Raw genomic sequence first — 21,003 nt, 5'->3', positions numbered from 1 at the left:
GCGGGGCCGTCGGTTCAGGGCTTGCGCGCCGACGCGGGCCCGTCGGTTCAGAGCTTGCGCGCGACCCCGGCGTACACCGGCACGATGCCCTCCGCCTGGGCCGCGACGTCCTCCGGATCCGGCCGCCATCCGCTGACGGGGATCACCCCGGGCCCCAGCAGCTCCAGACCCTCGAAGAAACGGGAGAACTCGGCGAGCGGGCGCGGATGGAAGGCCGTGCCGCTCTGCCGGAACAGGCCGGCCGCCCGCTCCACGGCCTCACGGTTCAGGTCCGGCGTGACCTGCGACACGACCAGATGGCTGCCGGGCGCGAGGGCTTCGAGGTACCGCCGCAGCAGATCGTGGACGTCGTCGTCGAGGTAGTGCGTGAGCGCGACCAGGGACAGCGCGACCGGCTGCCCGAGGTCCAGCGACCGCGCGGCCAGGGCGAGGATGGCGTCCGGGTCGCGCACGTCCGCGTGGACGTAGTCCGTGGTGCCCTCGGTGGTGCCGTGCAGCAGCGCCTCCGCGTGCCGCAGCACGATCGGGTCGTTGTCGGCGTACACCACCCGCGCCTCGGAGGCCACTCCCTGGGCGATCTGGTGGAGTTCGGCTCGGTGGGGATGCCCGTGCCGATGTCGAGGAACTGGCGCACCCCCGCCTGCGCCAGCGTCCGGGTCGCGCGGTGCATGAACCGGCGGTTGGCGCGCGCCCCGCGCCGCACGGTCGGGTCCGCGGCGAGGATCTTCTGGCCCAGCTCCTCGTCCACGGGGTAGTTGTCCTTGCCGCCCAGCCACCAGTCGTACACCCGGGCGGGATGAGGCTTGCTGGTGTCGATGCGGGTGGGCGCCGCCTCGGGTCCGGTCGTCATGCACAGACTCCTGATGGGGGGTGGACTGTGTGCTCGGTGAGTGTCCCCGGTGTCGACCGGGTCAGAAGGTGTCGCGGTACTCGCGCAGCAACGCCCTCGTGCGCTGGACGGAGGCCGCCTTCGCGGACATGTGGTCCAGGACCTCCAGATGCATGGCCACCTCGGCCCGCGAGTCGAGATAGAGGGCGCCGGTCAGATACTCGCTGTAGACCATGTCGGGCAGCTCCGGCTCCCGGAAGCGGAACAGCACGAACGGGGTGTACGTCCCCGGATGCGGCCCGGCGGCGAACTCGGACACCTGCAAGGTGATCCCGGGGTCCGCACTGGCCTCCAGGAGCCGGTCGAGCTGGTCGCGCATCACCTCGGAACGGATGCTCACCGGTCTTCGCAGCACCGTCTCGTCCATGATCACCCACAGGCGCGGGGCGTCCGGGCGGGTCAGCAGCTCCTGCCGGGCCAGGCGCAGCGCCACATGCCGCTCGATGTCCTGGGGGCGGACCTGACCGACGGTCCCGGCCTCCAGCACCGCGCGGGCGTAGTCCTCGGTCTGCAGCAGCCCGGGCACGAAGTGCGGCTCGTAGGAGCGGATGATGCGGGCCGCGCCCTCCAGGCTGACATGCAGACTGAACCAGTCGGGCAGCACATCGTGGTACCGCTGCCACCAGCCCGGCCGGTTGGCCTCCTCGGCGAGCCGGACGAAGGCGGCGATCTCCTCGTCGGGCACGCCGTACCGGGTGAGCAGCACCTGCACATACGGAATCTTCAACGCGACATCGGCGGTCTCCATCCGCCGCACGGTCGCCGGGGCGACCCGCAGCACCTGCGCCGCCTCCTCGCGCTTCAGCCCGGCGACCTCCCGCAACTCCTGGAGCCGCCGCCCGAGCACCACCTGCCCCACGGTGGGCGCAGCTCGCCGCTCACTCACGCCACGCCTCCCCTACGCGCCGAAGTACGTGAGCAGTGTGGCATGTTCGGGTCCGTGTCTCACGAGGTCCGGCGGAGCGGATGATGTCCATGACCGGAGTTGGTCTGTTGCGCCGGTGTCAGCGACGTGGAGTACGACGTACATGCCCCGCGGTTCCGGGTGGGGGAGCGCGCCGGAACCCGAGGGTGCCGCGCCGCCTGCCGACGGGCACTCAGGAGCCCAGCGACTGCAGGTACTTGACGGTCGCCGGGTCGGCGGGCAGAAACGTCTCGATGGCCAGTTCCGCCACGGTCACATCCATCGGGGTGTTGAAGGTGGAGATGGATGAGACGAAGGACAGCACCCGGCCGTCGTGCTCGATCAGCATCGGCAGCGCGAAGTACGGTACGGGCTCGACGGGTTCGGGACCGGCCCCGGGCTCGCCCCGGCCGGGGACCGGATACGCCGCCACCTCCTCGTACAGGGCCCGCAGGGCCGTCGAGCGGTGCAGCGCGATCTGGCGCTCCATCTGCGCCAGCAAGTGGCCCCGCCACTCACGGAGGTTGCGGATGCGCGGTGCCAGACCCTCCGGATGCAGCGTGAGGCGCATCGCGTTCAGGGGCGGGGCGAGCAGCCGCTCCGGGACGCCCTCCAGCAGCAGCGCGATGCCGCGGTTCGCCGCCACCACGTCGTACCGCGCGTCCACCACCAACGCCGGATACGGCTCATAACCCCGGATCAGCCGCTCCACACCGGCGCGCAGCGCGTCCATCGACGGGTCGTCCAGCGGGGTCTCCGGGTAGTGCGGGGCGTAACCGGCCGCCAGCAGCAGCGCGTTGCGCTCGCGCACCGGGACGTCGAGGTGCTCGGCGAGCCGCAGCACCATCTCCTCGCTCGGCCGTGAGCGCCCCGTCTCGATGAAGCTGATGTGCCGTGCCGAGGAGCCCGCCCGCAGCGCCAACTCCAGCTGGCTGACCCGTCTGCGCTCCCGCCAGCCCCGCAGCAGCAGGCCGACGGCCGGGTCGGAAGGGGCCGGTGGGGAGGCGGCGGCGCCGGTCGCGACAATGGTCATACGGACGACCGTAGTCGAGGAGTGGTGCATGTACGACCGACTGAACCCGTCCTGGGAGGCCACGGCGATCTACCGGGCCCGGGTGCGGGGATCCCTGCTCGGCGGTGCCGTGGGCGACGCCCTCGGGTATCCCGTCGAGTTCGTCTCCCTGGACCGTATCCGGGCCCTGCACGGCGAGCAGGGCGTCACCGCCCTGGCGCCGGACGGAGCGGGTGTCGTCGGCCGGATCACCGACGACACCCAGATGACCCTGTTCACCGTGGAAGGCCTCCGGCAGGCGCACCGCCGCGAACGGCACAAGGGACTCGGCGGCGGCTGGTCCCGGCTGGTGCGGGACGCCTACGGCCGCTGGCTCGACACCCAGCGCCTGTCCGGCCCGCCCGAGGGCGCCGAGGGCCTCGCGGCCCAGCCCTGGCTGTACGCGCGCCGCGCGCCCGGCAACGCCTGTCTGTCCGGCCTCGCCCAGGACTTCGTCCCCGACCCGGAGGCCGCACTCGGCCGCCCCGGCCCGGTGAACTCCGACTCCAAGGGCTGCGGCGCGGTCATGCGCTCGGCGCCCTTCGGGCTCGCCCGTGTGCCGGCCGACACCGCCTTCGCCATGGCGGCCCGCAGCGCCCAGACCACCCACGGCCACCCCACCGGCTACTACTCCGCGGGCGCCTTCGCCGCGATCGTCGCGCATCTGGTCGAGGGGGAGTCCCTGGAGGGCGCGGTGCTGCGCGCGCTGCGTCTGTCGGCCCGGTACCCGGGGCACGAGGAGACCACGGCCGCGCTGCGGGGCGCCCTCGACCTGGCGGCGGAGGGTGCGCCCACCGCGGAGAAGGTGCAGACGCTCGGCGCCGGCTGGGTGGGCGAACAGGCCCTCGCCATCGCCGTCTACTGCGCCCTGGTCGAGCCTGATGTCCGGCGCGCGCTGCTGCTGTCCGTCAACCACTCCGGGGACAGCGACTCCACCGGCGCCCTCTGCGGCAACCTCCTCGGCGCCCGCCACGGTGACCACGGGCTGCCGCAGGACTGGCTGGAACAGATCGAGGGCCGGGCCGAGATCACCGTCGTGGCGGACGACCTCGCGGCGGAGTGCGCACGAAGCTGACGGTCCGCGGGCCCGGCCGTGCGTACGGCGGCCCACCGAGGGGATGTGACAGGGTGGGGCGTACCCCACGTCGTACGGAAGGAGCCAGGTCATGCCCGTCGAACCGCTGTCGCAGAAGGAGATCGAGGACCGGCTGGCGGAGCTGCCCGGCTGGTCGCTGGACGGCGACCGGATCGCCCGCTCCTACCGGCTCCCCTCGCACTTCGCGGCGACCGCCATGGTCGTCCACATCGCCCAGGTGCAGGAGGAGCTGGACCACCACTCCGACTGCACCCTGGGCTACCACTCCGTCTCCCTCACGGTGAACACGCACAGCGTGGGCGGCGCCGTCACCGAGCTGGACTTCGACCTCGCTCACCGCATCGAGAAACTGGCCCCCGGACACGGGGCGCACTGAACGGGGACCGGCCGTGCTGGACTACGACAAGGAGGCCGAGGAGTACGACTCCTCGCGCGGCGGTGAGCCACGCGCCGCAGCGGCGGCCGACGCCGTTCTCGGACTGATACCCGAGGATGCGCACCGGCTGCTGGACGTGGGCTGCGGCACGGGGATCGTGACCCGCCGGCTCGCGTCCGGGCGGCCCGGACTGCGCGTCACCGGCGCGGACCTGACGTACGGGATGGTGCGCCGGGCCGGGGACCGCCTGCCCGGCGCCGTCGTCCTCGCCGACAGCCGCCGACTGCCGTTCTCGGACGGGACGTTCGACGCGGTCACGAGCGTATGGCTGCTGCATCTCGTCGAGGGACCTGAGGAGGTGCGGGCCGTGCTCTTCGAGTGCGCCCGGGTGCTGCGGCCGGGCGGTGTGTATGTCACCACCGTCGACAAGGCCGCCGCCCACGATGTGGGCAGCGACATCGACGCCGTGCTCGCCCGGCGCCCCCGCCGGCTTGCGTCCGACGCCGCGGAGGCGGTCGCGGAACACGCCGCCGCGTGCGGTCTGGTGCCGGCCGGAGGGGCCCGCTTCCGCGGCGTCGGCCAGGGCCGCAGCCCCCGCGGCGCGGCGGCGGACCTGCGCCGCGGCTGGTTCACCACGCTCAGGCCGGACGATCCGCTCGGCGAGCGGATCACCGCCCGGCTGGCCGCCCTGCCGGACCAGGACCGGCCGCGCCGCGACCCTGAGTTCACCCTCCGGGCCTTCCGCAAGCCGGGGTCCTGACGCCTAGTCCGCAGGACAAGTCGGTCGCTGCGAGGCAGGTGCCGACCGTGCATGCAGCGGCCGGAAGTAGTGGGCGAGCGCCCAGGCCCCGATGCGGCTGCCGACACGGCACCCGGCGAGGTCCGCCGAGCGGAAGTGGATTCCGGCCCAGACACGGGCGTCGACCATGTCCTCGTTGAGCCGGGCGGCGTCGTCGTAGTGCCGGGTGGTGCCGGTGGCCTCGGAGGAGACATCGAGGTCGAGGCGAGTGGTACCGAGGATTCCGCTCAGCGCCTGGGTCACGGCACCGGTGACCGCCGCGTGACCGCTGATGTAGTCGGGGTGCGGCGGGGTGACGAGCAGCGGCTGCCACCGCGGGTCCGCCGACGTCGCGGGGTTGCCGTCGGTGTCGGCCAGTTGGACGGCGGTGATCGGCCGCCAGCGCCCGTAGTGGAGTTTGGCGTCCCACGCGGCGATGACGGCGTCGGTCGCCGAAGCGTTCACCGCGGCGAACATCCGCGCCGTGTCGGCGATGTCCAGGCGATGCCGGGCCGTGTGGTCCCGGAGTGCCTCTTGGACCTGCACCGCCAGATTGCCCCCGAAGAACAGGGCGGTCTCGGTCTGGCGCGGGGTGCGGGGCGATCCCGTCCGCGCCCCCATCGTCCTCACCTCGTTCAGGTCCCGGGCGTAGCGGGCCGAGGCCAGGGCGGGCGGCTGCTCCGGACGGAACTGGGCGGGCGAGGTGAGCAGCATCGGACGGAGCCTGCCGAGCCAGGTGTCGATGAACGGCAGAAAGCCGGGCGGCGTGGGCCGCCAGACACCGGGCGCGGGCGCGCGGGTGAACGGAACCGGCGCGTCACGGCCGTCACCTTCGCGCAGAGCGATGAGGTGACGGGCGGCGCGCTCCCCGAAGGCCACCCCCTCCGTCTTCGCCCCGCCCTCGGGGATCCCGGCGAGGGAGGTGGTGAAGGCGGCGTCGAGCGGGGTCCGGGAGGCGGGGAAGTAGGTGACCAGGACGCGGTGTGCCGCGGCCACGGCCGCGGCTTCGGGCGACGCGGTGGCGGGACCGCGCACCTGCCACTGGTACGGGGCGTAGGTGCCCTGGATGCCGACCACGGCGTTGTACACGGCGGCCGAGACGAACCCCTGCCAGATGACCGCCTGCCCCGAGGGACGGGTGGCCGTGAGGTTGTCGTTGACGGTGTCGGTGGTGAGGGCGTTCCACACGCGGATCGCCGCGGGGTCCGCCGAGGGGACCGTATGCCCGTCGGCGGAGGCGGTTGCGGTGGGGCCGGCCAGGGTCGTGACAAGGAGAAGGAGAAGTGACAGGGCGGTGGTGACGAAGGCCGGTCCGCCCGGACGAGAAGCGTGCATGCCCCGCGTAACCGCCGGGCGCGTATGAGGTCACGCTGATGTGGTCCACCCGTGGCGGGCGGGCGACGAGGAGGGACCCGGCTGGGGTGGTCCGCCGGGTCAGCCCGGTCCGGCCAGCCCCCGGCGGATCGCGAACTCCACCGCCGAGTAGTCGCCGTCCGCCCGCTCCAGCTCGCAGGGCACCGCCGGATACAAGGGTGGCTGCGCCATGAACCGGGGCCGGGTGCCGTGGTGGGGCTGGGCGGCGTGGACCAGGAACGGGTGACAGAGAAAGACATCTCCGGGACGACCGGTGGCGTGCGCGAGCGGGCGGTGCGCGGAGGCCGCGTCCACCTGCGGGCCCAGCTCCAGGAAGGAGGCGCCCTCCTCGCCGTAGGGCTGAAGGACCGCCGGCACATCGAGATGCGAGCCGGCGCGGATACGGGTCGGGGCGTCGTCCTCGGTGACCTCGGTGAACAGGAAGAGCATCAGCAGAGCACGCCCCCGGGAGCGGAGATTGGCGTGCCACAGCTCGGCTCCCTCGGGGAGATAGCTCCCCTCGATGTGCCAGCCCGCGTCGCCCGGCTCCTCCTGGTGCGGGAAGCGCAGCGGAAAGGTGCCGAGCGTGTAGCGGGGCTCCCAGCGGTGCTCGCCCACCAGCAGGTCGAAGGCCTCGTGCAGCGCGGGGGAGTTGGCCGCGGCGGCGAACGGGCCCTGCGCCATGCCGCTCACCCGGTACACCGGCTCCTTCCAGGTGCCGGGGTCCCTCGGGTCGTAGCCCGTCTCCCGCCACAGCAGCCGGGCGCAGTCCTCGGCGACACGTGGCGCAAAGGCGCCCTCGACCTTCACGAACCCGTCCCGGAGGAAACGCTCCACCAGTACGTCGTCCATGGGTCCATGGTCCCGACCGGCCGCCCGCGCCGCACGTGATTTTCCCCGTACCGGCGCAGCGGACGACACCGCGGATTTTGCTGCTCCGGCAAGAGAAGTGGCCTTCGCGCGGTACGTCGGCGCAGGCTGACGGCACCGAGAAGAAAGGCTCACCACCATGGCGCACGAGCACCACGGCGAACACGGGGAACGCGGGGAACACGGGGAACGTAGCGAATACGGCGAACACACCGGACAGGGCCACCATGGCCATCACGGTCGCCATGGCGACCACGGCGAGACCGACATCGACTGGGCCGTGATGGCGCCGATGCTGGAGTCGCAGGCGGAGCTGTTCGCCCCCTTGTACCAGACGGTCATGGCCTGGCTGGCGCAGGAGACGCCGGAGCCCGGCCTGATCGTCGACGCGGGCAGCGGACCCGGCGTCGTCTCCGCCCTCTTCGCCGAGGCGTTCCCCTGTGCGCGGGTCCTCGCGGTGGACGGTTCCGGTCCGCTGCTGGAACGCGCCCGCGCCCGGGCCGCCCGGCTCGGCCTCACCGACCGGTTCGACACCCTCACCGGTGAACTCCCCGGTGTTCTGGCCGAGTTGGACTACCCGGCCGATCTCCTCTGGGCCAGCAACAGCCTGCACCACCTGGGCGACCAGCGGGCCGCCCTCGCCGCGTTCGCCGAGCGTCTCGCGCCGGGCGGCACCCTGGCGCTGCTGGAGGGCGGTCTGCCCGCCCGGTTCCTGCCGAGGAACATCGGCATCGGCCGACCGGGCCTGCAGGCACGGCTCGACGCGGTCGAGTCGGAGTGGTTCGGGCAGATGCGGGACGAACTGCCCGGCGCCGTCGCCGAGGCCGAGGACTGGCCGGCCCTGCTGACCGCCGCGGGCCTGAAGCACACCGGCACGCGCAGCTTCCTGCTGGACCTGCCCGCTCCGGTCGACGACCGGGTCCGGACGTATACCGCCGCCGCCCTGACCCGGCTGCGCGAGGCCCTGGACGGCGGCCTCGATGCCGAGGACCGCGCCACCCTCGACCGTCTCCTCGACCCGGAGGACGAGGCGAGTGTGCACCGCCGGACGGATGTGTTCGTGCTGAAGGCGCACACGGTCTACACGGCGGTGCGACCCGCCTGACGCGCCTGCCCGGTACCGCGTGCCCCGCGGCACCGAGCGGACGCGACCCCGTGCCCCGAGCGGGCGCGCCCGGCCGTAGGTCTCGCGCGCCCGGCCGTCCGGATCAGTTGCTGTTGATGAACTGCTGGGCCAGCGACTGGCCGAGCGAGACCGCCGCGCTGTGGCTCTCGATCGGCGACACCTGGGAGTTCTTGAACAGGATGTACGTCACGCCCGAGTCCGCGCCGCCGGTGGCCGGGTCGGGGTCGATGCCGAGGGCCTTGGCGGTGGCGTACGAGGCCTCGCCGATGATCTTCGTGGGGCCGGTGTCGCCGACGACCGCGTACTCGACCTTGTTGTTGTAGATGACGGCGACCACGCCGCCGCCCTTGATGCCGGAGCTGGAGTACTTCCAGATGCTGCTGGCGCTCGGCACGACGACGTAGGGGAGCGAGTCGGCGCGCAGCGGCTTGCCGTCGGACTGGTGGAAGGCGGTGTCGTCCTGGAACCAGGGGTCGGCGTCGCCGTTGCACTTGCTGGTGACCTGGCCGTCGCAGTCGATGTCCATGTCGGCCTTCCAGAACACCGCGCCGTTCTTGCCGCACACGGGGACGGTGGCCGAGGTCTCGTCGTCGGTCTTGTACTTGCCGGTCGAGATCTGCGAACAGGACGTCACCTTGGCGAGGAGGGCGGCCGCGCTGACCGAGCCCTCCTGGGCGGACTTGGGGGTGGTCGCGCCCGAGGCGTTGGCGGGAAGCACCGCGGTGGCGAGGAGCGCGGCGCCGGCGGTGGCGGCGAGGGTCAGTGTTCGAGTGCGCACTGTGGGGAGACCCTTCTGTTAGGAAAGTTTCCTTACCGGGTGCCGTACAAGGTGGACCCCTCACCATGGCCGCGTCAAGCCCCAATACCCATGCAGCGAACGCGAGTTGAGCACCGCCGAGGAAATCCGCAGCTCGGGGCCGCCCGCCCCCCGCCTCCCCCGGCGTACCGGGCCGCACCGCTCCGCACGCGCCCGGTCCTCACCACCCCCCACACACGACGGCGCGCCCCGAACCCGCCGTGGAAGCGGTCCGGGGCGCGCCGCGCAGAGCGGTTCGGGTCAGACCATGTCGAACGTCGCCGGGTCCGGGCCGATGCGCCGGTCCTCGTTGAGCGCGCTGATCGCCGCCATGTCCTCGGTGTCCAGCGAGAAGTCGAAGACGTCGATGTTCTCCCTGATCCGGGACGGCGTCACGGACTTCGGGATCACGACGTTGCCGAGCTGGAGGTGCCAGCGCAGCACGACCTGGGCCGGGGTGCGGTTGTGCTTCTGGGCGATGGCCACGATCGCCGGGACCTCCAGGAGGCCCTTGCCCTGACCGAGCGGCGACCAGGCCTCGGTGGCGATGCCCTGCTCCGCGTGGTACTCGCGCGCCGCGTGCTGCTGCAGATGCGGGTGCAGCTCGATCTGGTCGACCGCCGGGATGACGGACGTCTCCTCGATGAGCGTCCGAAGATGCTCCGGAAGGAAGTTGGAGACGCCGATCGCCTTGGCGCGGCCGTCCGCGTAGATCGTTTCAAGGGCCTTGTACGTGTCCACGAACGTGCCCCGGGACGGCAGTGGCCAGTGGATGAGATACAGGTCCACGTACTCCAGGCCGAGCTTCGCCAGCGAGGTGTCGAAGGCGCGCAGCGTCGAGTCGTACCCCTGGTCGCTGTTCCAGAGCTTGGTGGTGATGAAGAGGTCCTGGCGCGGGATGCCGGAGGCGGCGACCGCCTTGCCGACGCCCTCCTCGTTGCCGTAGATCGCCGCTGTGTCGATGCTGCGGTACCCGGCCTCCAGGGCGGTGGCGACGGCGCTCTCCGCCTCGTCGTCAGGCACCTGCCAGACGCCGAAGCCCAGCTGGGGCATCTCGACGCCGTTGTTGAGGATGATCGGGGGGACCTTGCTGCTCACGAGCTCTCGATCCTTCAAGTCGACGGGTGGTACTCCCATGGTCAACGATCACGGGCTCGTGCGCATTCCTGGCCGGGGATTTCCGCACGGAATCTTGGCCGCACCCACAGATTGGCCAGAAATGGATCCGACCTCCACGGTCCGGACCATTGACCGAGTCCGCTCGTCCCGCAACGCTGTAACGCGACACCAGACGAGTCGCTGAACCGGGTGCATGCATGTGAACACGCCGCCCGCCTGGCTCTCTTTCGTGCTCACCAACCCCCCACCCTGTAGGAAAGCAGGTCTGCGCAGATGAATGAGAAGGTGCACGAGACCCCTCAGCCGGAGCAGATCGTTCGGGAAACATCGGAGGACAGGGCCTGGGAGGCTCCTGCCTATCTGGTCGTCGAGACCGCCCTCGAAGTCACCGCCTACGCGCTCGCCGACCGCTAGCCGGACGGTGCGCGCACCATGACCGGGACACCCGTGCGCGACGACGGCGTCGCGGCCCCGTGGGGGACCGCCGAGTTCACCGAGCGGCTGCGCGCCGTCGCCGCGGAGCGCTACCACGACCGGCACCCGTTCAACGTCCGTATGCACCGGGGCGAGTTGACCCCCGGCGAACTGCGCCGCTGGGTCGCCAACCGCTTCCACTACCAGCGGCACATCCCCGTCAAGGACGCCCTGATCCTCGCCAAGTTCGACGAGCCGGCACTGCGCCGGGCCTGGCTGCGCCGCATCCGCGACCACGACGGAACGGCCGAGGGCGAGGGCGGGATCGAGCGCTGGCTGCGGCTCGGCGAGGCGACCGGACTGGACCGCGCCTTGCTGTGGGACGCCTCCCGGGTACTGCCCGGGGTGCGGTTCGCGGTCGAGGGCTATGTCACCTTCTGTCGGTCGCGCCCCGCACTCGACGCGGTCGCCGCGTCCCTGACCGAGTTGTCGGCACCGGGCCTGATGCGCGTCCGTATCGCCGCCTTCGAACGCCACTACCCCTGGATCGAAGCCGACGGGCTCGCCTACTTCCGCGGCCGGATCGGGCAGGGCGGCCGGGACGGAGAGGAGGCCCTCGCCCTGGTGCTGGCCTGGGCCAGGACCAGGGCGGAGCAGCAGCGGGCGCTCGCCGCACTCACCTTCAAGTGCGAGGTGCTGTGGGCCCTGCTGGACGCGGTGGACCAGGCGGGGGCCGACGCTCCCCGGCGCCCCGCTCCGGATTCGCCATGACCTGGCGGCCGACGCTCCACCATGCGGCGGTGCTGCGGCACGACCCCGTCCGCGACACCGATCTGCTGCTCGTGCCCGAACGCGTGGTCGTGTTGCGCGGCAGCGCCGGTGCCGTGCTGCGGCTGTGCGACGGCGACCGGGACGTCGACGGGATCGTCGCCGCGCTCGGCGAACGCTTCCCCGGCGCGCCGGTCCACAGCGAGGTACCGCGGTTTCTCTCGGCCCTGCGAAAGGAGGGCTGGCTCCTGTGACCGTCGATCCCCCCTGGGCGCTGCTCGCCGAACTGACCCATGCATGCCCGCTCCGCTGCGGGTACTGCTCCAACCCTGTCGAACTGGTCAGTCGGTCAGCAGAGCTGACCGGGGACCAGTGGGCCGACGTCTTCGGTCAGGCCGCCGGCCTGGGCGTCGTCCAGATCCATCTGTCCGGTGGCGAGCCGCTCCTCAGACGCGATCTGCCGCAGATCGTGCAGGCGGCCGACACCGCCGGTCTCTACACCCAGCTCGTCACCAGCGGCGTCGGCCTCACCGAACCACGGCTGACCTCTCTCGTGGCCGCCGGACTGCGCAGTGTCCAGCTCTCCGTGCAGCACGCCCGGCCCGAAGCCTCGGAACGCATCGCGGGTGCCCGCTCGTTCGCGGCCAAGGAGCGTGCCGCCCGGCTGATCCGCACGGCCGGACTGCCGTTCGGGCTGAACGCGGTCCTGCACCGGGCGAACATCGACGCGCTCGACGAGCTGATCGATCTCGCCCTGGCCTGGGGTGCCGACCGGATCGAGCTGGCCAACACCCAGTTCCACGGCTGGGCCCTGCGCAACCGCGCCGCCCTCCTGCCCAGCCGCGAGCAGATCGCCCGGGCACGTGCGGTGGCGGCCCATCGCCGCGAACTCCTCAGCCGACGACTGGAGTTGGTGTGGGTCGCCCCCGACTATGTGGACGGCACGGCGAAACCCTGCATGGGCGGCTGGGGCGCGGTCTCGCTCACCGTCGCCCCGGACGGAACGGTCCTCCCGTGCCCGGCCGCCGCCTCGCTCCCGGGCCTCGACCCGCCGAACGTCCGGGCGCACCGGCTCGACCGGATCTGGTGGCACTCCGCGGCCTTCACCGCCTACCGGGGCGAGAGTTGGATGCGCGACCCCTGCCGAGGCTGCGCCCTGCGGAGCGTCGATCACGGTGGCTGCCGCTGTCAGGCGTACGCGCTCACCGGTGACGCCACCCGTACCGACCCCGCCTGCCGTCTCGCCCCCGACCATGCCCTCGTACGCACCCTCGTCGACCGGGCGGCCGAGCCACGCGGCGATCTCACCCACGTCCACCGTGCCTACCGAGAGGAAGGACCATGAGACGACGCCTGCGAGCCGCACTGACGGCGGGGGCGCTCGCCACCGCCCTGCTGACCGGCGCGGCCGAAGCCGTGCCGGCCACGTCCGCACCGGCCGCCGCCGGAGTGCCGGCACCGGCCGCCCGCCCCCGGAGCACCACCGACTGGTCGGTGGCCGTCGTCGACTCGACGACGGCCCGCTACACACCGAGCACCATCGGCGGCTGGTCCTACCCGGTCGGCCTCTACCTCTACGGCCAGTACCTGACCTACCGGCGCACGCACGACGCCCGCTATCTGTCGTACATCAAGAGCTATGTCGACCGCTTCGTGAAGAGCGACGGCTCGATCGACCAGAGCTTCAACAGCCTGGACAGCATGCAGGCGGGTCGGTTGCTGGTCATCCTGCACCACGAGACCGGGCAGGACCGTTACCGCAAGGCGGCCCGAAAGATCCGCGACCGGCTCGACACCTATCCGCGGACCTCCGACGGCGGCTTCTGGCACGCGGACACCGGCAGCCGGGCGCACCAGCTCTGGTCAGACGGCGTCTACATGGTGAACCCGTTCCTCGTCGAGTACGGCAGGGAGTTCGGGGACGCCACGTACGCGAACGACGAGGCCGCCAAGCAGCTCTACGTCTACGGCAGCCACTTGCAGGCCCCGAACGGACTGCTGCGGCACGCGTACGACGAGTCGAGAACGGCGAGCTGGGCCGACCCCGCGACGGGCCTCGCGCCGGAGCACTGGTGCCGGGCGGTCGGCTGGTACGCCATGGCGGTCACCGACGTGCTGGACGCCCTCCCCGCGCGCCACCCCCGCCGGCCCGAACTGCTCGCCGTCCTCCGCAAGCTGGCGGCCGGACTTCAGACGTACCAGGACCCGGCGACCGGCCGCTGGTTCCAGGTGATCGACAAGGGCGGCCGAGCCGACAACTGGACCGAGACCTCCTGCTCCAGCATGTTCACCTACGCCCTCTCGCGCGGAGTCCAGCAGGGCTATCTGGACCCGCACTACGCCCAGGTGGCCCAGCGCGGCTACGAGGGCGTCCTCGCGCAGCTCTCCGTCGTCTCCGACGGGCGCACCGACCTGGCCGGCATCTCCGTCGGCACCAATGTCGGCGACTACGCGTACTACATCGCCCGGACCCGGGCCACCAACGACTTCCACGGCCTGGGCGCGTTTTTGATCATGAATGAGCAGCTCCGGACGACCCCCACCCCTTCGGGACGAGGTGATCAGTCATGAGCACCACCAGAAGAACCCGTGTACGGCCCAAGTGGGGCATCTACCGCTCCCTGGGCGACACCTCCGGTTCCCTGCAGGACACCTACCTCCTGCTCACCAACCTCCGCGGCTATCAACTCGTCTGAGGAGCCGTCCCATGCGACCCCCCACTCCCTTCACGAGGGCGACGGCCGTCCTGTTCGCCGTCGTCGCCGTCGTCCTCGGACTCTGCCATCCCCCGGCCCTCGCGGCCGCCCGCCCCGCGCCCCGCGCCACGGTCCTCGACGTACGGGACTACGGCGCCAAGGGTGACGGATCCACCAACGACACCCCCGCCATCAACAAGGCCGTGACCGCGGCCAACGCGGCGGGCGGCGGCACGGTCCGCTTCCCGGCCGGCGCCTACAAGTCGAAGAACACCATCCATATGAAGAGCAATGTGACGCTCCAGGTCGACACGGGCGCCACGATCCAGGGCTCCTCGGCGGACACCTATGACGCCCCCGAGTCCAATCCGTACGACAAGTACCAGGACTACGGGCACAGCCACTTCCACAACGCGATGATCTACGGCGACAAGCTGACCAACATCGGCTTCGTCGGCGGCGGTGTCATCGACGGCCTGGGCAACCTGATCACCGGCAACCCCAAGTCGGGCGAGGCCGACAAGATCATCTCGCTGACGCGCTGCGACGGACTGCGCATCGGAGACGGTCTCACCCTGCGCCGGGGCGGCCACTTCGCCGCGCTCATCAACGGCTGCAAGAACGTCACCTCCGACCACCTCACCATCGACACCGCGAGCGACCGCGACGGCTGGAACGTCATCTCCACCACCGATGTCGCGATCACCAACGCGGACATCAAGGCCAACGATGACGCCCTGGTCTTCAAGAGCGACTACGCACTCGGCGCCAAGCTCCCCAACGGTCATGTCCGGGTCAGCGACTCGACCCTGTCGGCGGTGTGCTGCAACGCCCTGATGTTCGGCTCCGAGACCTGCGGCGACTTCTCGGACTACCAGTTCGAGAAGATCCGTATCGAGGGTGCGAACAAGTCCGGACTCGGCATGGTCTCCATGGACGGCTCGAAGATCTCCGACGTCCACTACCGCGACATCACCATGACGAACGTCCACTCGCCGATCATGGAGAAGATCGGTACCCGCAAGCGGTGCGGCAACAGCCCGGGCGTCGGGTCGATCAGCGATGTCACGTACGACAACATCACGGCCACCGGCAACAGCCCGTCCTTCAGTCCCACCCTGTGGGGCGAGAACGGCCACCGCATCAGCGGCATCAGCTTCACCGACGTCAACATCACGGTCCCCGGCGGCAACGGCACCATGTCCACCGGGGTGCCGAGCAACGATCCGGGCGACTACAACCCCAAGAGCATCGGCACCCGCCCGGCCTACGGCTGGTACCTCCACAACGCCGACGACATCACCTTCACGGACAGCTCGGTGAAGTTCGCGGCCGGCGACGGACGTCCGGCGCTGATCGCCAACGCGGCGAGCGGACTCCGCTTCACCCGGTTCACGGCCCAGCGCGGCAGCGGCTCCCCGCACGACATGGGCTTCCAGAACGTCACCGGCTACTGTCTGACGGACAGCCACTCCACCTCGGGCGGGGCCCTGCGGGTCGCCGCCGACGGCTCCACGGAGAGCTGCGCCGCGCGGACGGCCCGCCCGCTGGACCTGGAGAACCCCCGCCAGGTCTTTCTGCGCGGTTCCGTCGGCGGGCTCTTCCTGCACTGGGGTCTGCGCACCGCCCCCGCCCACACCGACTGCGCCGCCTGGGAGCACGATGTCACGAGCGGCGGCTGGAGCGCGGACTACTGGGTGAACCAGGCCCGCAAACTGCACACCCAGTACCTGGTCCTCGCCACCTTCCACAGCCGCCTCGGCTACGCGCGCCCCTGGCCGTCGAAGATCCCCGGCTCCTGCTCCACCCAGCGGGACTTTCTCGGCGAACTGATCGACGCGGCCAAGGCCAAGGGCATGAAGGTCATCCTCTATATGACCGACGACCCCCAGTGGCACGACGAGGGCGGTCATGAGTGGCTCGACTCGGCCGCGTACTCGGCCTACAAGGGCAAGAGCGTCGACCTGACCACCCGGGACGGCTTCGGCCGGTTCAGCTATGACAACTTCTTCGAGGTCATGGACCGGTACCCGGACCTCGGCGGCTTCTGGATCGACAACGACAACGCGTACTGGGAGAGCCACGACCTCTACAAGCAGATCTATCAGAAGCGTCCGAACTACACGCTCAGCAACAACAACGAAGACACGCCGATCATGGACATGATCAGCAACGAGCAGAAGACGGGAATGACCCCCGCCTACGACTATCCGCAGGCCCTCTACACCGCCCAACCCCGGCTCACGGAGGCGGACTTCAAGCTCCCCTCGACCGGCTCCTGGTGGTACGACGGCTCCGATCCGACCGTCGACAAGGCGCTCACTCTCGGCCGGCTCATCACCAACGCCGGGTCCTCCGTGAAAGCACTGATGGCCGAGACCGCCCAGGTCAACGGAGAGTTCCCGGGCAACCAGGCCGCCTTCAACACCTTCGCCGACTCCTATCTCACCCCGATCTGGGAGTCACTGCACGGCACCGAGGGCGGCGGCTACCTGTACGGCGGCCTCAAACCCGGGTTCTGGAACGACGGAGCGCACGGCGTGACGACGATCAGCAGGACCGATCCGAACCTCCAGTACGTCCATGTCCTGACACCGCCGTCCACCACCACCCTGCGCATCCGTGACAACGGCTACCGGATCGCCTCTGTCACCAACCTCCGCACCGGCGCCCCGGTCTCCTGGACCCAGTCCGGCGGAGTGCTCACCCTGAGCGGACTCGGCGGCTGGGACCCCTACGACACCGTCTTCAAGGTCGTCACGGCCGGACGGCAGGGGATCCTCTCCGGGGTCAGCGTGAGCGCGAGCGCCTCGGCGAGCGGCCACCCCGGCTCCCTGGCCGGCGACGGCAGCTACCTCACGTACTGGGACAACGGCAAGACCCTCCCGGTCAGCCTCACCTTCGACCTCGGATCGGCCAAGAAGGTGCAGTACATCGGCCTCAACCAGCGGGAGGACTCCGTCGCCTACGCCCGCTCCGACACCGAGCAGTCCGCCCGTGTCAAGGACTACAAGGTCTTCGTGAGCAACGACGGCAGCACCTGGGGCAGCGCGGTGAAGAGCGGGCAGATGCCGAGCCGCCGCGGCATGCAGGGCATCGACCTCACCGCGGTCGACGCCCGCTATGTCCGCCTGGAGGTGGACAGCACCTGGGCCGCCGCCATGGACACCACCCGCTACCGGAGGCTGCGGATCGACGAGGCATGGATCGGCACGTCCTACCCGACACCCGCGAACGGAGGACGGTCATGACACGCGGCAGAACGCTCGCCGTGGCGGCCGCCGGCCTGGTGATCGCCACGACGCTCCCCCTGCTCGGCACCTCCCGGCCCGCGGCGGCCTCCGACAACGGCTCGGCCCTCCGTCCCGCCATGGGCTGGAGCAGCTGGAGCTTCGTACGCCGTCAGCCCACCGAGGCGAAGATCAAGGCGCAGGCCGACGCGCTGGCCGCCAGTGGACTCGCCGGCCACGGGTTCGTGTACATCAACCTCGACGACTTCTGGCAGAAGTGCGACGCGAACGGATTCGTCGTCGACTCCTACGGACGCTGGACCGTCGACACCGACAAGTTCCCGTCCGGCATCAAGGCGCTGGCCGACTACGTCCACGCCAAGGGGCTCAAGTTCGGTTTCTACGTCACCCCGGGCATCGCCAAGAACGCCGTCACCCGCAACACGCCGATCGAGGGGACCCCGTACCACGCGAAGGACATCGCGGACACCTCGAAGACCGAGAAGAACTACAACTGCAAGAACATGTACTACATCGACTACGCGAAGCCGGGCGCACAGGACTTCGTCGACTCCTGGGCCGGGCAGTTCGCCTCCTGGGGCGTCGACTACCTCAAGATCGACGGTGTGGGCAGCGCGGACGTCCCCGACGTCCAGGCCTGGGACAAGGCGCTGCGCGCGACCGGACGGCCCGTCGACTTCGCGCTCTCCAACAGCCTTCCCGTCGACCACGCGCCGACCTGGCGGCAACTGGCGAACAGCTGGCGTACCCAGGGCGACGTGGAGTGCTACTGCGGTCCGGGCCCGAACGGCAGCGGCTACCCGCTCACCGACTGGTCGCACGTCTCGGCCCGCTTCAACTCGGCCGCCTCCTGGCAGCAGTACGCCGGGCCCGGCGGCTGGAACGACCTGGACTCACTGGAGATCGGCAACGGCGACCAGGCCGGCCTCACGGCCGACCAGCGCCGCTCCCACCTCACCCTGTGGGCGATGGCCGCTTCACCGCTGCTGCTCGGCACCGACCTCACCCATCTGGACTCCGTCGACAAGGCGATGCTGACCAACGACCGGCTGATCGGCGTCGACCAGGACGGCGTGGCCGCGAAGCGGATCGTCAACAGCGGCGTCCAGCAGGTCTGGAGCAAGAAGGAGACGGGCGGCGACTACGTCGTGGCCCTCTTCAACACCGGTACGTCCGGCACCGCGACGGTGAGCGTGAACTGGTCGCAGGCCGGCTTCACCGGCTCAGGGGACGTCACCGACCTGTGGTCGGGCTCCCACAAGGGAACCGTCACCGACTCATACAGCGCGACCCTGCGGCCGGGCGAGACCCGGCTGATCCGTGTCAGGCCGCTCGGCTGACCCCCCAGGCTGAGGAGAAACACGATCATGAGACCCCAAGCACCGCTGCCCTGGTGTCTTTCCCTGGCGCTCGCCGTCCCGCTCGTCGGACTCACCCCCGCCGTCGCGCGGGCCGCCACCGACTACCAGGCCGAGGACGCCGTCATCTCGCAGGGCACCGCCGCCTCCAACCACACCGGATACACCGGCACCGGCTTCGTCGACTACACCAACGTCAAGGGCTCCTACGTGGAGTTCAGCGTGAGCGCGAGCGCCGCCGGCACCTCGGCGCTCACCCTCCGCTTCGCCAACGGAACCTCCACCGACCGGCCCATGGACATCTCCGTCAACGGCACGGTCGTCGCCTCCGCCGTCTCCTTCCCGGCCACCGCCGACTGGAACACCTGGGCGACCAAGACGGTCACTGTCCCGCTGACGGCGGGCACCGACAAGATCCGCGCGACGGCGACCACCGCCAACGGCGGCCCCAACCTGGACCGCGTGAGTGTCGCAGCCGCCGCCGACACCCAAGCCCCGACCCGCCCCGGACAGCCCAGCTGCTCCGACATCGGACAGGACGGCCTCACCCTCGCCTGGGGCCCCGCCACCGACAACGTGGGTGTGACGGCGTACGACCTCTACGAACACGGCAACAAGATCGCTGAGGCGCCCGGGAACGCGACCAGCAAGGCACTGACCGGACTCGCCCCGAACACCACCTACAACCTCACCGTCATCGCCCGGGACGCGGCCGGCAACACCTCCCCGGCCAGCCCCGTCGTCGACTGCACCACCCGGCCCAGCTCCGACACCACCCCGCCGACCAGGCCCGGCGCCCTCGCGGTCTCCGGCATCACCGCCAACAGCGCCCACCTGAGCTGGGGCGCCTCGACGGACGACCGGGCGGTGACGGCGTACGACATCCGCAGCGGTACCACCGTCTACCAGACCGTCACCAGCGGCACATCTGCCACGCTCACCGGGCTGGCCTGCGACAGCCCGTACACCCTGAACGTTGTCGCCCGCGACGCGGCCGGCAACACCTCCGACCAGAGCAACACGGCGACCTTCACCACCAAGGCGTGCGCGACGGACGGCGGGGTGCCCTCCTCCATCGCCACCCTGTCGACAGGCTGGACCATCCCCTGGGGCACCTATTGGATGCCCGACGGCAAGACCGCACTGGTCACCGAGCGTGACGACTTCCGGGTCTGGAAGGTGACCAAGGACGGCGCCCGGACCCAGGTCGGCACGGTTCCCGACGCCGTCACCACCAATGGTGAGGGCGGTCTGCTCGGTGTCGCGGTCGACCCCAAGTGGGACACCGATCACTACGTCTACTTCATGCACACGGCCGCCGAGGGCAACCGGGTCGTCCGCATGACCTACGACGGCACCGCACTGTCCGGTTACACGGTCCTGCTCCAGGGCATCAAGAAGAACCGCTACCACAACGGCGGCCGCCTCGCCTTCGGCCCCGACGGCTATCTCTACGTCTCCACCGGCGAGGCCCAGACACCCGACCTGGCCCAGGACAAGAACTCCCTGAACGGCAAGATCCTGCGCATGACGACCGACGGCAAGCCGGCCCCCGGCAACCCCTTCGGGAACTATGTCTACAGCTACGGCCACCGCAACCCGCAGGGCCTCGCCTTCGACCGCAACGGCCGCCTGTGGGAGGCGGAGTTCGGCAACAGCTCCAAGGACGAGCTGAACCTCATCAAACCGGGCGCCAACTACGGCTGGCCGACCTGCGAGGGCTCCTGCAACGTCGCCGGGATGACCAACCCCAAGGCCACCTGGAACGTCTCCGAGGCCTCCCCGAGCGGTATCGCCATCGTCCGCAACGTCGTCTACATGGCCTCCCTGCGTGGCGAGCGGCTGTGGCGGATCCCGATCAACGGTGACAACGAGAGCGTCGGCACCCCCACCGCCTACTACGTCGGCACCTACGGCCGGCTGCGCACGGTCACCAAAGTGCCCGGCACCGATCAGCTGTGGCTGTCCACGACCAACTGCGACAACAACGGAGGCGCTGCGGACGGATCCGACAAACTCTTCCGCGTGACGATCGACTGAGACCCGTCCCGCACGGACCCGCGCGCCTTTCGTGCAGCGACGACGCGCCGTTCGTGCAGGAGCCGACGGGGGCACGACTCGCACACTCGGTGGCCAGGCAATGACGCCTGGAGTTCCG

Annotated in this window: 18 protein-coding genes and 2 pseudogenes; 13 read left to right on the top strand and 7 right to left on the bottom strand. The window is 70.6% G+C overall.

Going from position 1 to position 21,003, the window contains the following annotated elements:
* Window positions 1–47: 47 nt before the first annotated feature.
* From AB0L95_RS20115 to AB0L95_RS20105, 3 genes and pseudogenes are all read right to left on the bottom strand, one after another.
* Window positions 48–850: pseudogene (locus AB0L95_RS20115) on the bottom strand (SAM-dependent methyltransferase).
* Between the two features lie 61 nt (window positions 851–911).
* Entirely contained in the window at window positions 912–1,775 is an 864-nt protein-coding gene (locus AB0L95_RS20110) for a helix-turn-helix transcriptional regulator (protein ID WP_365163071.1), read from the bottom strand.
* A 211-nt stretch (window positions 1,776–1,986) separates the two neighbouring features.
* Window positions 1,987–2,826 (bottom strand): helix-turn-helix transcriptional regulator, encoded by an 840-nt coding sequence (locus AB0L95_RS20105; protein WP_365163070.1) that lies wholly within the window; start codon window positions 2,824–2,826, stop codon window positions 1,987–1,989.
* Between the two features lie 28 nt (window positions 2,827–2,854).
* Here AB0L95_RS20105 and AB0L95_RS20100 point away from each other — a divergent pair, with 28 nt between their 5' ends.
* The 3 genes from AB0L95_RS20100 to AB0L95_RS20090 all read left to right on the top strand — a co-directional run bounded on the left by AB0L95_RS20100 (window position 2,855) and on the right by AB0L95_RS20090 (window position 5,076).
* The gene (locus tag AB0L95_RS20100; protein ID WP_365163068.1) at window positions 2,855–3,919 is read left to right on the top strand and encodes an ADP-ribosylglycohydrolase family protein; all 1,065 of its coding nucleotides are present in this window, start codon (window positions 2,855–2,857) and stop codon (window positions 3,917–3,919) included.
* Between the two features lie 91 nt (window positions 3,920–4,010).
* On the top strand, window positions 4,011–4,316 hold the full coding sequence (locus AB0L95_RS20095; RefSeq protein WP_365163067.1) for a 4a-hydroxytetrahydrobiopterin dehydratase: 306 nt from the start codon (window positions 4,011–4,013) through the stop codon (window positions 4,314–4,316).
* A 13-nt stretch (window positions 4,317–4,329) separates the two neighbouring features.
* A complete protein-coding gene (locus AB0L95_RS20090) occupies window positions 4,330–5,076 on the top strand; it encodes a class I SAM-dependent methyltransferase (protein WP_365163066.1) in 747 nt (248 codons plus the stop codon).
* A gap of 3 nt (window positions 5,077–5,079) precedes the next feature.
* Here AB0L95_RS20090 and AB0L95_RS20085 read toward each other — a convergent pair whose 3' ends face one another.
* On the bottom strand, window positions 5,080–6,429 hold the full coding sequence (locus AB0L95_RS20085; RefSeq protein WP_365163065.1) for a vanadium-dependent haloperoxidase: 1,350 nt from the start codon (window positions 6,427–6,429) through the stop codon (window positions 5,080–5,082).
* A 99-nt stretch (window positions 6,430–6,528) separates the two neighbouring features.
* Window positions 6,529–7,299 carry a phytanoyl-CoA dioxygenase family protein gene (locus tag AB0L95_RS20080; protein ID WP_365163063.1) on the bottom strand — a complete coding sequence of 257 codons (771 nt, stop codon included), beginning with the start codon at window positions 7,297–7,299 and terminating at the stop codon, window positions 6,529–6,531.
* Between the two features lie 301 nt (window positions 7,300–7,600).
* On the opposite strand from AB0L95_RS20080, the gene AB0L95_RS20075 reads away from it, so the two are divergent.
* The gene (locus tag AB0L95_RS20075) at window positions 7,601–8,422 is read left to right on the top strand and encodes a methyltransferase (RefSeq protein WP_365163142.1); all 822 of its coding nucleotides are present in this window, start codon (window positions 7,601–7,603) and stop codon (window positions 8,420–8,422) included.
* A 103-nt stretch (window positions 8,423–8,525) separates the two neighbouring features.
* Here the strand turns inward: AB0L95_RS20075 and AB0L95_RS20070 are convergent, their stop codons facing one another.
* On the bottom strand, window positions 8,526–9,221 hold the full coding sequence (locus tag AB0L95_RS20070; protein ID WP_365163062.1) for a glycoside hydrolase family 75 protein: 696 nt from the start codon (window positions 9,219–9,221) through the stop codon (window positions 8,526–8,528).
* 279 nt (window positions 9,222–9,500) lie between these two features.
* Complete coding sequence (locus tag AB0L95_RS20065; RefSeq protein WP_365163060.1) at window positions 9,501–10,337, bottom strand: aldo/keto reductase; 837 nt, start codon at window positions 10,335–10,337, stop codon at window positions 9,501–9,503.
* A 294-nt stretch (window positions 10,338–10,631) separates the two neighbouring features.
* Between AB0L95_RS20065 and pqqA the strand changes: the two genes are divergently transcribed.
* The 9 genes and pseudogenes from pqqA to AB0L95_RS20020 all read left to right on the top strand — a co-directional run bounded on the left by pqqA (window position 10,632) and on the right by AB0L95_RS20020 (window position 20,885).
* A complete protein-coding gene (gene pqqA, locus AB0L95_RS20060) occupies window positions 10,632–10,772 on the top strand; it encodes a pyrroloquinoline quinone precursor peptide PqqA (RefSeq protein WP_365163058.1) in 141 nt (46 codons plus the stop codon).
* 18 nt (window positions 10,773–10,790) lie between these two features.
* Window positions 10,791–11,543: a pyrroloquinoline-quinone synthase PqqC gene (gene pqqC, locus AB0L95_RS20055; protein WP_365163056.1), complete on the top strand. Its 753-nt coding sequence runs from the start codon at window positions 10,791–10,793 to the stop codon at window positions 11,541–11,543.
* The gene (gene pqqD, locus AB0L95_RS20050) at window positions 11,540–11,794 is read left to right on the top strand and encodes a pyrroloquinoline quinone biosynthesis peptide chaperone PqqD (protein ID WP_365163054.1); all 255 of its coding nucleotides are present in this window, start codon (window positions 11,540–11,542) and stop codon (window positions 11,792–11,794) included. Before pqqC ends, pqqD begins: the two co-directional genes overlap by 4 nt.
* Window positions 11,791–12,885: a pyrroloquinoline quinone biosynthesis protein PqqE gene (pqqE, locus tag AB0L95_RS20045; protein WP_365163052.1), complete on the top strand. Its 1,095-nt coding sequence runs from the start codon at window positions 11,791–11,793 to the stop codon at window positions 12,883–12,885. The genes pqqD and pqqE overlap by 4 nt, the downstream gene beginning before the upstream one ends.
* On the top strand, window positions 12,882–14,111 hold the full coding sequence (locus AB0L95_RS20040; protein WP_365163050.1) for a glycoside hydrolase family 88 protein: 1,230 nt from the start codon (window positions 12,882–12,884) through the stop codon (window positions 14,109–14,111). Before pqqE ends, AB0L95_RS20040 begins: the two co-directional genes overlap by 4 nt.
* Before the next feature lie 17 nt (window positions 14,112–14,128).
* Window positions 14,129–14,236 (top strand): annotated as a pseudogene (locus tag AB0L95_RS20035) (Tat pathway signal sequence domain protein); the annotation flags it as partial.
* An 11-nt stretch (window positions 14,237–14,247) separates the two neighbouring features.
* A complete protein-coding gene (locus tag AB0L95_RS20030) occupies window positions 14,248–17,487 on the top strand; it encodes a glycosyl hydrolase family 28 protein (RefSeq protein ID WP_365163048.1) in 3,240 nt (1,079 codons plus the stop codon).
* Window positions 17,484–18,827 (top strand): glycoside hydrolase family 27 protein, encoded by a 1,344-nt coding sequence (locus AB0L95_RS20025; protein WP_365163046.1) that lies wholly within the window; start codon window positions 17,484–17,486, stop codon window positions 18,825–18,827. The genes AB0L95_RS20030 and AB0L95_RS20025 overlap by 4 nt, the downstream gene beginning before the upstream one ends.
* 27 nt (window positions 18,828–18,854) lie before the next feature.
* The gene (locus AB0L95_RS20020; protein ID WP_365163044.1) at window positions 18,855–20,885 is read left to right on the top strand and encodes a PQQ-dependent sugar dehydrogenase; all 2,031 of its coding nucleotides are present in this window, start codon (window positions 18,855–18,857) and stop codon (window positions 20,883–20,885) included.
* The last annotated feature ends 118 nt before the right edge of the window (window positions 20,886–21,003 follow it).

The sequence above is a fragment of the Streptomyces sp. NPDC052036 genome (assembly GCF_040680495.1).
In the GTDB taxonomy this organism is placed as follows: domain Bacteria; phylum Actinomycetota; class Actinomycetes; order Streptomycetales; family Streptomycetaceae; genus Streptomyces.
This window is presented reverse-complemented; position numbering and strand designations above follow the sequence as displayed.